This is a genomic window from Aestuariibaculum lutulentum (genome assembly GCF_032926325.1).
Taxonomy (GTDB): domain Bacteria; phylum Bacteroidota; class Bacteroidia; order Flavobacteriales; family Flavobacteriaceae; genus Aestuariibaculum; species Aestuariibaculum lutulentum.
Window position 1 is genome coordinate 2797951 of record NZ_CP136709.1, and the last position, 14207, is coordinate 2812157.

Below are 14207 nucleotides of genomic sequence, written 5' to 3' on the forward strand. Positions count from 1 at the left end.
GTTTTTTTATTTAAAGAAATCCATGCCAGGAATGCTTGGCATACCTTCTTTAGCTACAGCGGCTAACTCGGCTTCGTTTACCTTAGTCGCTTTTTCAATGGCTTTGTTAAGCGTTAGAATTAAATAGTCTTCAAGTTGTTCTTTGTCTTCTAAAAGCTCGTCGTCTATGTCAATGGTTTTAATCGTTCTATTAGCTGTAAGCGTGATTTTCAGTTTTTTATCACTGCTTGATTCGTCAATTAAAACGGTGTCTAAGCGTTTTTTTGTATCTTCAACTTTTTGTTGGGTTTCTTTAAGTTTACCCATCATATTCATCATATCTCCAAACATAGTATGTAATTTTTTGTTACAAATTTAGGTATTCAAGAGCAATTTGAAATTAAATTTCCTGAAAAATGAAAAACATCAACATTATATTAATCATTAGCATTAATTTTGCAAACTCGTGTAAAAAAGAAGCGAAATGACAGAAAACAAAGTTTTAGCAACGCCTCCTGTGGCAACCGAAAAACCAAAAGAACTTACTATGCATGGCGATGTAAGGATTGATAAATACTATTGGTTAAATGAAAGAGAAAATCCTGAAGTAATTGATTATTTAAATGCTGAGAATGCGTATACCAAATCGGTTATGGCGCATACCGAAGGATTCCAAAAGGAGTTGTTTGAAGAAATGAAAGGCCGAATTAAAGAAGATGATACAACGGTTCCTTACAAGCTAAACGGTTACTGGTATATTACACGTTACGAAAAGGGAAAAGATTACCCTGTTTATGCCAGAAAGAAAGAAACACTAGAAGCACCTGAAGAGATTTTGTTTGATTGTAATGCTATGGCGGAAGGATACTCGTTTTTCAATTTAGGGAGCATTTCTATTAGTCCGGATAACACCATGGCGAGTTTTTCATTAGATACTGTTGGAAGACGTCAATACACAATTCAAATTAAAAATTTGGTTACCGGTGAAATTTACCCAGATAAAATCGAAAACACAACCAGTAGCAGTACCTGGGCAAGTGATAATAAAACTTTGTTTTACTGTGTGAAAGATAAAGTTACGTTGCGTTCTAGTAAAATTATGAAGCATAAATTAGGAGCAGAGGCTAAAGATGATGTAGAGGTGTTTTATGAAGCCGATGATACTTTTAATACGTTTGTATATAAAACCAAGTCTAAAAAATTTATTGTTATAGGGTCTTCAAGTACTTTAACAACAGAATATCGTATTTTAAATGCCGATACACCCGATGGCGAATTTAGAATGTTTCAGGAACGTCAGCGTGATTTAGAATACAGCATTGCACACTACAATGATCATTTTTATATCATCGCAAATAATGATGGAGCGACCAATTTCAAACTTTTAAAAGCACATGAAGATGCCACAAGCATTGAAAACTGGGAAGAGGTTATTCCGCATCGTAAAGATGTTTTATTAGAAGATATTGAAATTTTTAAAGATTATTTAGTCGTTAACGAACGCGAAAACGGATTAAATAATCTTAGAATTATAAGTTGGGATGGAAGTGAAGATTACAATCTGCCATTCGAAAGCGAAACGTATACAACATATATAGGTAATAATCCTGATTTTGATAGTGATGTGTTACGTTATGGTTATAATTCTTTGACTTCGCCAAGTTCGGTGGTTGATTATAACTTTATAACAAAAACCAAAGACATTAAAAAAGAACAGGAAGTTCTAGGCGGAAAGTTCAATAAAGAAAACTACGAATCTAAGCGTATCTGGGCTACGGCACGCGACGGAGTAAAAGTACCTATCTCTTTAGTTTATAAAAAAGGAACCAAGTTAGATGGCACAAGTCCCTTGTTACAATACGCCTACGGTTCTTATGGGCATACTATCGATCCGTCGTTTTCATCGGTACGATTAAGTTTATTAGATCGCGGATTTATTTATGCCATTGCACATATTCGCGGTGGCGAATATTTGGGACGCGACTGGTACGAAAACGGAAAACTGTTAACCAAGTTAAATACGTTCTACGATTTTATAGATTGTTCGAAATATTTAATTGAACAAAATTATACATCTGTAGACCATTTATATGCTTATGGAGGTTCAGCCGGAGGCTTATTAATGGGAGCTGTTATGAATATGAATCCGGAGTTATATCACGGAATCATAGCTGCCGTACCTTTTGTAGATGTTGTTACTACAATGTTGGATGATACAATTCCATTAACAACAGGAGAATATGACGAGTGGGGGAATCCTAATGAGGAAGAGTACTATCACTATATGAAATCTTATTCACCATACGATAATGTAGAAGCTAAAGCGTACCCAAATACTTTAGTAACAACAGGTCTACATGATTCTCAGGTGCAATATTGGGAACCGGCTAAATGGGTAGCGAAGTTACGCGAGTTAAAAACCGATTCTAATAAATTGTTATTGCAAACCGATATGGATTCGGGGCACGGTGGAGCTTCAGGGCGCTTTGAAAGTCTAAAAGAAGTTGCGTTAGAATATGCCTTTTTATTAGATTTAGAAGCAAGTTATGGTCAGTAAAAAAAAAAAACTTATTTTTGTCAGGTTTTAGGTTGCAAATATTTTCAGTAATATTACCGTAGCTTATAAAAAGCATTTATGAAAAACAAAAAACAGGTTTTCGATAATGTATTAGATTTAGTGGGTAACACACCGCTAATCAAGCTTAATAGAATGGTCTCAAATTTTAAAGGAAATTTCTACGCAAAAGTAGAAGCTTTTAATCCTGGGCACTCTTCTAAAGACAGAACAGCACTTTACATTATTGAGCAAGCAGAAAAGAAAGGTATTTTAAAACCAGGCGATACCATTATTGAAACAACATCGGGAAATACTGGTTTCAGTATAGCCATGGTAAGTATCATTAAAGGCTATGAGTGTATTTTAGCAGTAAGTTCTAAATCTTCACCAGATAAAATAGACATGCTAAAAACCATGGGAGCAAAAGTATATGTTTGCCCTGCTCATGTTCCTGCCGATGACCCGAGATCGTATTACGAAGTTGCAAAACGTATCCATGAAGAAACACCTGGATCAATTTACATCAATCAGTATTTTAATGAATTAAATATTGATGCGCATTACGATTCTACAGGGCCGGAAATATGGAGTCAAACCGAAGGTAAAATCACGCATTTAGTAGCTTGTAGTGGTACCGGAGGAACAATTTCAGGAACAGCGAGATACTTAAAGGAGCAAAACCCTAATATTAAAGTTATAGGAGTTGATGCGTTTGGTTCTGTAATTAAAAAATACCACGAAACAAGAGAGTTTGATGAAAAGGAAATCTACCCGTATAGAATTGAAGGTTTAGGTAAAAACCTGATTCCGGGAGCTACAGATTTCGATGTTATAGACACTTTTGTTAAAGTAACAGACGAAGAAAGTGCGCATGCAGCAAGAGAATTGGCGAGAACAGAAGGATTGTTTTCAGGATACACTTCAGGAGCCGCTATGCAAGCCATAAAACAACTTGATGAAAGTGGGGAATTTAAAGATGGCGACCAAATAGTTGTTATTTTTCCAGACCACGGATCGCGTTACATGAGTAAAGTTTATAGCGATAAATGGATGCAGGATCAAGGCTTTTTTGATTCTCAAAATGAGGTTACTGCAGAAAATATTCAGTACATAAAATAAGTGCAAAAACAATATATATAAAGAGATGATAATTGTTTAAAAAACAATAAATCATCTCTTTATTTTTTTTGTAAATAATTGAACCCTAAAAATTATGTACAAAGAATTTAAATATTTAATTTTGCAGCAGCTAACTAAGAACTATAAAGCTTTCTTTTAACAGGCTAAAACAAGGGAGAAGCCCCGTGTTACCTAGTAAAAGCCACTTCAAGTTAATAGTTTAAGCTTAATTTTAATAGCAATAAGATTTATAATAAATGAAGGATTTATTTGAAAAAATTTATAAAGACAAAGGTCCATTAGGAAAATGGGCATCTCAAGCTGAAGGCTATTTTGTTTTTCCAAAATTAGAAGGTCAGATTTCAAACAGAATGAAGTTTCAAGGGAAGGATGTTATTACCTGGAGTATTAATGATTACTTAGGTTTAGCTAACCACCCTGAAATTCGTAAAGTAGATGCAGAAGCTGGTGCAGCTTATGGGTCGGCTTATCCAATGGGAGCAAGAATGATGTCTGGTCATACAGATCTTCATGAATTACTTCAAAAAGAGTTAGCAGAATTTGTAAACAAGGAAGCTGCATATTTATTAAACTTTGGTTACCAAGGTATGGTGTCGACTATCGATGCATTGGTTTCTAAAGATGATATCATTGTTTACGATGTTGATGCACACGCTTGTATTATTGATGGTGTTCGTTTACACATGGGTAAACGTTTTACTTACAAGCACAATGACGTTGAAAGTTTAGAGAAAAACTTAGAGCGTGCTACTAAAATGGCTGAGCAAACCGGAGGTGGAATTTTAGTAATTTCAGAAGGTGTATTTGGTATGCGTGGTGAGCAAGGTAAATTAAAAGAAATTGCAGCGCTTAAAAAGAAATATAACTTCAGATTCTTAGTTGATGATGCTCACGGTTTTGGTACTTTAGGTAAAACTGGTGCTGGAGCAGGTGAGGAGCAAGGTGTACAAGACGACATCGATGTGTACTTCGCAACTTTCGCTAAATCTATGGCTGGGACAGGTGCATTTATTGCAGCAGATCAGGAAATCATAGATTACTTAAAATACAACTTACGTTCTCAAATGTTTGCTAAGTCTCTACAAATGCAATTAGTTGTAGGAGCTAGAAAACGTTTAGAAATGCTTAAAACTATGCCAGAGTTAAAAGATAAACTTTGGGAAAACGTTAATGCATTACAATCTGGTTTAAAAGAAAGAGGTTTCGATATCGGAACAACTCAAAGTTGTGTTACACCAGTTTATTTAAAAGGAAGTATCCCTGAAGCGATGGCTTTAGTTAAGGATTTACGTGAAAACTACGGAATTTTCTGTTCTATCGTGGTGTATCCTGTAATTCCTAAAGGATTAATTTTATTAAGATTAATTCCTACCGCTACGCATACTTTAGAAGATGTGAGAATTACTTTAGATGCTTTCGATGGCATTAGAGAAAGATTAGAAAACGGAACTTACAAGCGTTTATCTGCAGCTGTAATGGCAGCAATGGGTGAGTAATTATTCGTTTAATAGATAAAAAAAACGCCGCTTAATTTTAGCGGCGTTTTTTTGTTGTTATAAGTTCTTTTTATACGTTCGTCTGCGCGCATAAACTTTAGAATCGAAATGTTTCCAAATCTGCCTTATGGCTATATTGTCGTCTAATTCAGGAGTTCTTACACAAGTTTCAACGCCTTTTTCCTTGAACGTTTCGTAAAATTCATTAAAGATAAGGGCATGAACACCTTTGTGTTGATAATCGGGATGCACACCGATTAAATAGAAAATCGCATTTTTGCTATTTTTCTTAGCACGTAAAATATGGGCGAATCCAAAAGGAAATAATTTACCCTTCGCTTTTTGTAAAGCTTCAGCGAATGACGGAAGTACAACAGCGAAGGCTATTAAGTTATCGTCTTTATCTACTACAAATTTGATGTACTCTGGATTAACAAATCCGATGAATTTCTTTTTAAAATATTCTTTTTGAATATCGGTAACAGCAACGAAAGACGATAGTTTAGCATAGGTGTCGTTAAACAAATCGAACATACGATCTACATAAGGCATCACTTCAGAAGTTTTAGTGAAGTTTAACGCTTTTAGCTGATACCTCCTGGTAACAATATCGTTGAGTTTTAAAAATACTTTAGGATCTACAACATCAAAAGAAAAGCTACTTTCAGAATAGGACTTTTCAATGTTGTAACCTAAGGCTTCATAGTGCTTTATATAATAAGGATGGTTGTACCAGGTAACCATGGTGGCTCTGTTTTCAAATCCGTCATACATTACACCAACTTTGTCTAAATTTGAAAAACCAACTGGACCTTCAGCATATTCTAAACCATGAGAGCGGCCTATTTCTTCAACTTTATTTAACAAGGCTTTAGAGACCTCTAAATCGTCGATGAAATCGAACCAGCCAAAGCGCATTTTTTTTACGTCTTGGCCATTAACCTCAAGCCAGTTTATCATGGCAGAAACTCGCCCTACAATTTCATTATTCTTATAAGCTAAAAACAATGTGGCTTCTGCATCGTTAAAAACAGGATTTTCGTTAACATCGAACGTTTTGGCTTCTTCTGAAATGATGGGTGGTACCCAATATTTTGAGCCTTTGTAAAGCTTAAATGGAAACTTAACAAAGTCTTTTAAATCTTTTTTAGTTTTAACTTCTTTTATTGTAATCATAAAGTGCTTTTAAAACCGCAGGTTTAATTAAAGTCTACGGTTTCGCGTTTTTGTTTTGAATTAATCAAGTCGGAATCTCCTTTCTTGTTTTTATTTCGGCGAGATCTGCGTTGGCCTTCATCTTTAGCCGATGTGCCGTTATCAATTTCCTTATATGGGTCCTGGTGAAAATCTAAACGGTACGACATTCCAAAATTAACACCAAATACAGATGGGGTATCTTTTGTGTTTAAAGTCATGGCTGTGTCTAGCTGAAAGTTTTCACTTAACAAATAGGCTCCACCAAATCTAAACAGATTGTCGGCATAGAAATCGCTTTTTATCCCTTGTGTTTCTGCAAAAATAACCCATTTTGGACTAAAGGAGTGGGTTAAGGTTAAAATATATTGAAAGTCGGATTGATCTGTACCAATACGGTCTTTAATAAAGTTTGTAATGAACACAAAACCGCCTGCAAAATTGTTTTGAGTTGCAATCATGACTTTAGGGCTAAAACCTTCAATACCCACCGCTGTATATGGGTTTTTATCGGTGTCGTAATTCACGCCGGCATAAACTGAAACCGCAGGAATTAAATGTTTCCATTTAAATTTGTGGTTCGCTTTCCAGCTATATAAATTAGGTTTGTCCTCTTCTGCATTTTTATAAGGATCGAAAACTAAATATTTGGCGCCCACGGTTAAAAATTTGAAGTTCGCTCGTTTGTCTTCAGCGTCTATAGTTGAAGTATATGTTTTGGTGTCACTTTGAAAAGTGCCTTCTACATTTAACTCCAGTTGCTCCCATAATAAACCATAACGTGCAGCAAAATCGACACCAAAACCTTCCACTTCATAGCTAGGTGCAGGTGTTCTTTTTTCGTTTATAAAATAAGGCCCAGCTTCAAATTGCAAGACATTTGTTCCTACAGAAAAAGCACTTCTGGAAGCACCTGGTCGGTTAGAATTTATAACGTCGGTGTATTGGGCAAAGCCTTTGGCGGCTATTAAACTAAGTGAAATAAACAGAGTAGATTTGATTAGCTTCATAATGTTGAGTTTAATTTTCGCTGTATCAAAAAGATAAAACGAATACAGTATTTATACCGCTTTAGGCATTTCAAATATAGAGATTTTATAGTTTTTTTATCATTTTTGAACGTTTTTTAAGCATATAGAATTGTATTTTTGTTAAAAAGAATTTTATGATACAGCAAGCATCGGTGAACGGATTGATACGAATGATTTTGATAATTATTCTTGTGTATTACGGAATAAAAATCATTTCAAGGCTATTAACGCCGTTCCTTATAAAATATGTTTCTAAAAAAGCAGAACAAAGATTTGGTGGGCAATTTGGTAATTTTCAGCAACAACGCCAGCAGGAGCCTCCAAAAAAGGAAGGAGAGGTAACTATCGATAAAATGCCAAATAGAAAATCTTCAAATAAAGAGGTTGGTGAATACGTGGATTACGAAGAAATTGACTAATTTTCGCACTCATTGATTTAAACCATTTTCATGCAATTTTCATTTAAAAAAGCACTTCCACATTTATTAGTTATTTTAGGGTTTGTTATTGTTGCGCTAGCATATTTTAACCCGGTTTTAAAAGGAAAGAAAATTTTTCAGAGCGATATCATGCAATATATAGGCATGAGTAAGCAACAAAATGATTTTAGAGAAGCAACAGGTACCGAAACCTATTGGACGGACAGTGCTTTTGCCGGGATGCCTACTTATCAGTTAGGGGCAAAATATCCGCATAATTATATTAAACAATTAGATTTAGCTTTACGTTTTATTCCGCGTCCGGCTGATTATTTATTTCTTTATTTTTTAGGCTTTTACATCTTACTTTTGGTGCTAAAAGTCGATTTTAAACTCGCTGCTTTAGGGGCTTTGGCCTTTGGTTTTTCAACCTATTTAATCATTATTCTTGGAGTTGGGCATAATAGCAAGGCACATGCTATAGCCTATATGCCATTGGTGCTAAGTGGTATTATTTTAACTTTTCAGCGAAAATATTTAGGAGGATTTTTACTTACAACTGTTGCGATGGGACTGGAGTTGGTTGCAAACCATTTCCAAATGACTTACTATTTAATGTTTTTGGTCATTATTTTAGGAATCGCTTATTTGGTTGATGCATACAAAAGGAAAACCTTACCAGACTATTTTAAAGCTATTGCAGTATTAGTTGGGGCGGTTGTTTTGTCGATAGCTTTAAATGCTACGAATATTTTAGCCACTCAAGAATACGTAAAGGAAAGCAAACGAGGAAAAAGCGAATTAACTATTAATCCTGATGGTTCACCTAAGGTTGCAACTACAGGTTTAGATAAAGACTATATTACACAATTTAGTTATGGAATAGCCGAAACATTTAATCTGTATATCCCAAGATTTATGGGAGGAGGTAATGGTGAAGATGTTGGTAAAGATTCTGCAACTTACGATGCTTTTAGAAAGTTAGGAGCAACCACTACACAAGCAGCTCAGGAAGCTAAACGTGCACCGATGTATTGGGGAGAGCAACCAATAGTTGAGGCTCCTGCATATATTGGAGCAGTTGTACTATTTTTATTTGTACTGGCTTTGTTTTTAGTAAAAGGCCGATTAAAATGGTGGTTGGTTGGCGGAACTGTATTTTCATTACTATTATCTTACGGAAAGAATTTTAGTTTACTAACCGATTTCTTTATTGATTATGTACCACTTTACAATAAGTTTAGAGCAGTAACATCTATTCAGGTGTTACTGGAATTGTGTGTTCCGGTGTTAGCTGTTTTCGGACTGGTAAAGTTATTTAAAGATGAAAATACTAAAGAAGAAAAGTTAAAAGCTTTAAAATATACTGCTGGTATAACTGGAGGAATAGCTGTTTTATTCCTGTTATTTAAGACTTCCTTATTCGATTTTGTTGGTGTAAACGATGGATTCTACCGTCAGAATTATGGGCCAGATTTTGTTGAAGCTTTAAAGGCCGATAGAAAAACATTATTTACTAATGATACGATAAGAACTTTGGTTTTGGTGCTGTTATCAGCCGGAGCGGTTTACATGTTCTTAAAAGAGAAGTTTAAACAACAAACCGTTATTTTTGTTTTTGCAGCCTTGATTTTATTTGATTTGGTGGGTGTAGACAGACGTTACGTAAACAATGACGATTTTGTCTCAGCGAGAGAAGTCGATAAGCCATTTACAGCAAATGCGATTGATAAGGAAATTTTAAAAGACGAGAGTCATTTTAGAGTTTACGATTTAGTTTCAGGGCCATCAAAACCTTCGTATTTCCATAATTCTTTAACGGGTTATAACGCAGCGGAATTACGCCGTTATAATGATGTTTTTGAGTTTTATGTGGCTAAAAACAATATGAATGTATTGAATTTGCTGAATACAAAATACATTATTGCTCAAGATAAAGAAGGGCAGATGTTCCCTTATGTAAATGATGAGGCTAATGGTAATGCCTGGTTTATTGAAAGTTTTAAAACCGTTGATAATCCTAACGATGAAATCTTAGCTTTAGATAAGTTGGACAATAAAAAACAGGCGGTTTTGAATATCGTTGATTTTGGAAATACCTTCAAATCTGAAATTCCAAACTACACAGTAGATTCAACCGCAACCATAACTTTGGTTGAACAACAACCTAACTATTTAAAATATCAGTCGGTTAACAAAAATGATGGTTTTGCTGTATTTTCAGAAGTGTATTATGGAAATGGTTGGAAAACGATTATCGACGGTAAAGAGGCTTCGCATATTCGTGTAGATTATACCTTACGCGGTATGGAAATTCCAGAGGGTAAACATACAATTGAGTTTAAGTTCGACCCGGATGTGGTGAAAACCGGAAGTACAATAACTTTAGCGGGCTCATTACTTTTTGCTTTGCTATTGGTTGGTGGATTATTTTACGAGTTTAAAAAGAAAAAGGAAACTATTGCCTAAAAAAGTCCTCATAATAAGCTATTACTGGCCTCCTGCTGGAGGTCCCGGAGTTCAACGTTGGTTAAAGTTTGTAAAATACTTACCAGATTTTAATGTTGAGCCGATAGTTTATATTCCTGAAAATCCTAATTATCCACTTCTTGATGAAAGTTTATTAGAAGAAGTTTCTAAAGATGTAACAATCATCAAACAGCCGATTAATGAGCCTTATAAACTGGCAGGGTTATTTTCTAAGAAGTCGTCGAAAGCTATTAGTAAGGGGATTATTCCGGAACAAAAAAAGCAGAGTTTAACTGAAAAACTTTTGCTGTTTGTACGTGGAAACTTTTTTATTCCTGATGCGCGTAAAGGATGGGTAAAACCTTCGGTTAATTTTCTTTCAGAATATATTTCAAAAGAACATATTGAAACTATTATAACCACCGGGCCACCACATAGTATGCACTTAATTGGTTTACATTTAAAAACTAAATTAGGCGTGAAATGGCTGGCCGATTTTAGAGATCCGTGGACAACGATTGGATACCATAAGCAGTTAAAATTGACGTCCTCTTCAGCTAAAAAACATAAGGCTTTAGAAAAGGAAGTTTTAAATTCAGCTGATGAAATTATTGTAACCAGTTTTACTACAAAATCTGAATTTGAAGCAATTACAAACAAACCTGTTCATGTTATTACCAATGGTTATGATTATGAGCCTTTGGAGGAATTTACAATGGATTCTAAGTTTTCTTTGGCGCATATAGGTTCCTTATTATCAAAGCGTAATCCGGAAGTTTTGTGGCGTGTGTTACGCGATTTAAGGAATGAAAGTGATGGTTTTGCCAAAGACTTTCAATTGAATTTAATAGGGGCCGTAAGCGAAGATGTGCTAAGATCTATGAATAGATATGGTTTAGATAATTGTATTAAAAATATAGGCTATGTATCACATCAAAAGGCGATAAAGCATCAAAAGCAGTCGCAATTGTTGCTGCTTATTGAAATTGATTCAGACGAAACCAAATGCATTATTCCAGGAAAACTTTTTGAGTATATGGTGTCTAATCGACCAATTATAGCCTTAGGTCCTAAAGATTCAGATGTCGAGGCCATTATTAAAGAAACCAACACAGGTAACTACTTTTACTATAACAGTTACAGTTCATTAAAATCTGTTATTTTAGAGCATTATAAGGCATTTAAAAATAACGAATTACAAGTGCACGCCATTGGTCTGCAAAAATACAGTCGTAAGGCTTTAACCAAATCGCTATCAAATTTGATTTAAATGGGTATTGTTGCTTCACAATCTGTAAAAAATATCATTTCTACTTACTTAGGTTTTTTTATTGGAGCTATTAATACCTTGTTCCTCTATACCAAATTTATGAGTGATGAGTATTATGGAATGGTGGGTTATATGTTGTCGTTAGCTTATGTTATAATGCCAGTAATGGCTTTTGGGGTGCATAATACTATTGTCAAGTTTTATTCATCTTTTAAAACAAGAGTATCGCTCAACAGCTTTTTAACATTGATGCTTTTTCTACCCATCATAGTTACTATTCCATTAACTGTTTTAGGAGTTTTTAGTTATGATACCATTGCCGGATTTCTGTCAAAGGAGAATGTAATCATTAAAAATTACTTATGGCATACCTTTATTATAGCGATAGCCTTAGCGTATTTTGAAGTGTTTTTTGCCTGGGCAAAAGTACAGATGCAAACCGTGTTTGGAAATTTTATGAAAGAGGTTTTTCATAGAGTAGGTGCTATGATACTTTTGTTTATGTTGCATTTTGAAGTTATAGGTATTGAACAGTTTATGCAAGGACTGGTTTTGGTTTATATTATTCGAATGTTAATTATGAAACTTTACGCATTCAGTATTAAATGGCCGGTGTTGACCTTTAAAAAGGTGAATAACCTGAGCAGTATTTTAAAGTATTCATTTTTAATCATTATTGCAGGTTCTATTGCCACGGTATTGTTGGATGTCGATAAGGTAATGTTAGGTCATTATATTCCTATTGAAGAAATAGCCTATTATAATGTGGCAATTTTTATTGCAGCGGTTATAGCGGTGCCACAACGGTCAATGCATCAAATTTTGCTGCCACTATCGGCAAAATATATCAATGAAAAAGATATTAAATCATTGGAGGATTTATCAAAGCGTAGTTCACTTACCTTATTTGTGGTTAGCGGATTAATTTTTTTATTAATCGTTTTAAACATAAAGCAGTTGTATCACATCATACCGGAAGAGTTTAGTGATGCACTGTTTGTAGTCATTATTATTAGTGTGGCTAAATTATACGATGCGCTTTTAGGAAGTAATAATGCTATTTTATTCAACAGCGATTATTACAGGATGGTATTGTTACTTGGGGTTATTCTGGTGGTGTTAATGGTGTTATTAAATGTTATTTTTATCCCGTTATTAGGAATCAATGGCGCGGCATTAGCAACGTTTTTAGCTATGTTTTTATACAATACGATTAAGCTGATTTTTGTTTACAGGAAATTTAAAATTTTACCATTTACAGCTAATACTTTAAAAACTGGTGGCGTTATAGTTTTGGCAGTTATTCTATTCTATTTCTGGGATTTTCCGTTTCACCCGATTTTGAATATTAGTTTAAAGTCAGCTTTAGTTGGGCTGATTTATGTTTATGTTATTCATAAGTTTAAATTATCGGATAATATTTCTTCACTTCTCGATAGATTTATCAAACTTAAATAATATAAAAAGAAACCCCCTCGAAGTTGCTTTAGGGCGAACATATCGAAGGGATTTCTAAACTAACCAACCAAAATTTTAAGATCGTCTGTTATGTGAATTTGCCGATCTGTTATTGTCTTTACTATTATTACCTCTCGTGTTAGATGCCATTGGTTTACTTTTTGAACCTTGGTAAACATTTGAACTTCTTTGTTGTGTTGCTCTTGATTTATCATTTGATCTTTGAGCTATTTGAGAGGACTTTCTGGTGTCTCTGTTATTGTTATTGTATATACGAGTATTATTACTGTTTGGTTTTTGTGTTACTCGATTTTGTTCGTAATTTCTTGAATTGTTATTTCTAATCGCTTTGTTATCTCTATAAACGTTATTGTTTCTAGAATTATTGCGATTAACGTCTGGTTGATAGGTTCTATTAGAACTTCTGTTAACCGTTTTATTGTTGTAATTTCTATTGTTATCTGCTGTATAACGGTTTGAATTTATGTTTTTAGGACTTCTGTTAACAGTAGCATAACTACTATTTCTTTTAATGGTATTACCATGTCTGTTGGCAACCGAAGTTCTTGGTCTATAATTGTTATAATACGGTCTGTGGTATTTGTAACGTACAGGTTTATAGTACTGTCTGTAAGGTCTGTTATACACTACACAATAATCACGGGCAGGAATACTGTAGTATCTGTGCCAAGGTCTGTATACATAATGTCTGTTATATACATTAATGTATCCGGTACAGTGCGAAAACACGTTGTATCTGTTGTAATGAACATATAGTCCGCCAACACGGGTTACAAATCCGTAGTTATTGTAATTTATATTTACATGGCCTACTTGTGATACGCGACCAAAGTAATCGTAATAAATTGGTGTGTTTTCAATTTGAATAATAGCACCAAATTCATCGTATTGCACATAAGCGTTATAATCGTAACCAGAATTAAAACTGATGTTGAAATTTGGTGATCCAACCGATACGTTTAGTTGCGAATTGTTTCCAAGTATGTTAAAGTCGAACTGTCCATCTCTAAATACTGAAAACTCAATACCGTTTTCAACAAATATGAAAGAATTACCATAACCTCTGTTATAAATGGTTGTTTCTGCATGTTCTGTATTGGTGGTTGTGGCTGCATGAGTAGTGAAGCCTGTAAGGACTAAACCTGCTAATAAGAATATAAACTTTTTCATAAT

11 protein-coding genes are annotated in these 14207 nt (G+C 34.4%); 7 read left to right on the top strand and 4 right to left on the bottom strand.

Annotated features, from left to right (window positions below):
- Positions 1 to 6 precede the first annotated feature (6 nt).
- A complete protein-coding gene (locus R1X58_RS11950; protein ID WP_240572970.1) occupies positions 7 to 330 on the bottom strand; it encodes a YbaB/EbfC family nucleoid-associated protein in 324 nt (107 codons plus the stop codon).
- A 133-nt stretch (positions 331 to 463) separates the two neighbouring features.
- Here R1X58_RS11950 and R1X58_RS11955 point away from each other — a divergent pair, with 133 nt between their 5' ends.
- The 3 genes from R1X58_RS11955 (at position 464) to R1X58_RS11965 (ending at position 5172) form a co-directional block, all read left to right on the top strand.
- Positions 464 to 2536 carry a S9 family peptidase gene (locus tag R1X58_RS11955; protein WP_240572971.1) on the top strand — a complete coding sequence of 691 codons (2073 nt, stop codon included), beginning with the start codon at positions 464 to 466 and terminating at the stop codon, positions 2534 to 2536.
- A 78-nt stretch (positions 2537 to 2614) separates the two neighbouring features.
- Entirely contained in the window at positions 2615 to 3655 is a 1041-nt protein-coding gene (locus R1X58_RS11960; RefSeq protein WP_240572972.1) for a PLP-dependent cysteine synthase family protein, read from the top strand.
- Positions 3656 to 3912: 257 nt separating this feature from the next.
- Entirely contained in the window at positions 3913 to 5172 is a 1260-nt protein-coding gene (locus tag R1X58_RS11965; RefSeq protein WP_188215769.1) for an aminotransferase class I/II-fold pyridoxal phosphate-dependent enzyme, read from the top strand.
- A 57-nt stretch (positions 5173 to 5229) separates the two neighbouring features.
- Here the strand turns inward: R1X58_RS11965 and R1X58_RS11970 are convergent, their stop codons facing one another.
- Positions 5230 to 6348 (bottom strand): GNAT family N-acetyltransferase, encoded by a 1119-nt coding sequence (locus tag R1X58_RS11970; RefSeq protein WP_240572973.1) that lies wholly within the window; start codon positions 6346 to 6348, stop codon positions 5230 to 5232.
- A gap of 23 nt (positions 6349 to 6371) precedes the next feature.
- Complete coding sequence (locus tag R1X58_RS11975) at positions 6372 to 7376, bottom strand: transporter (protein ID WP_240572974.1); 1005 nt, start codon at positions 7374 to 7376, stop codon at positions 6372 to 6374.
- Positions 7377 to 7531: 155 nt separating this feature from the next.
- On the opposite strand from R1X58_RS11975, the gene R1X58_RS11980 reads away from it, so the two are divergent.
- Genes R1X58_RS11980 through R1X58_RS11995 form a run of 4 tightly spaced genes read left to right on the top strand, consistent with a single transcriptional unit; the run spans position 7532 to position 13013 of the window.
- Complete coding sequence (locus tag R1X58_RS11980) at positions 7532 to 7816, top strand: DUF4834 family protein (RefSeq protein ID WP_240572975.1); 285 nt, start codon at positions 7532 to 7534, stop codon at positions 7814 to 7816.
- Between the two features lie 30 nt (positions 7817 to 7846).
- Positions 7847 to 10285 (top strand): YfhO family protein, encoded by a 2439-nt coding sequence (locus tag R1X58_RS11985; protein ID WP_240572976.1) that lies wholly within the window; start codon positions 7847 to 7849, stop codon positions 10283 to 10285.
- On the top strand, positions 10278 to 11555 hold the full coding sequence (locus R1X58_RS11990; RefSeq protein ID WP_240572977.1) for a glycosyltransferase family 4 protein: 1278 nt from the start codon (positions 10278 to 10280) through the stop codon (positions 11553 to 11555). The genes R1X58_RS11985 and R1X58_RS11990 overlap by 8 nt, the downstream gene beginning before the upstream one ends.
- Positions 11556 to 13013: a lipopolysaccharide biosynthesis protein gene (locus R1X58_RS11995; protein ID WP_240572978.1), complete on the top strand. Its 1458-nt coding sequence runs from the start codon at positions 11556 to 11558 to the stop codon at positions 13011 to 13013.
- A gap of 75 nt (positions 13014 to 13088) precedes the next feature.
- Here the strand turns inward: R1X58_RS11995 and R1X58_RS12000 are convergent, their stop codons facing one another.
- The gene (locus tag R1X58_RS12000; RefSeq protein ID WP_240572979.1) at positions 13089 to 14204 is read right to left on the bottom strand and encodes a hypothetical protein; all 1116 of its coding nucleotides are present in this window, start codon (positions 14202 to 14204) and stop codon (positions 13089 to 13091) included.
- Positions 14205 to 14207: the final 3 nt, after the last annotated feature.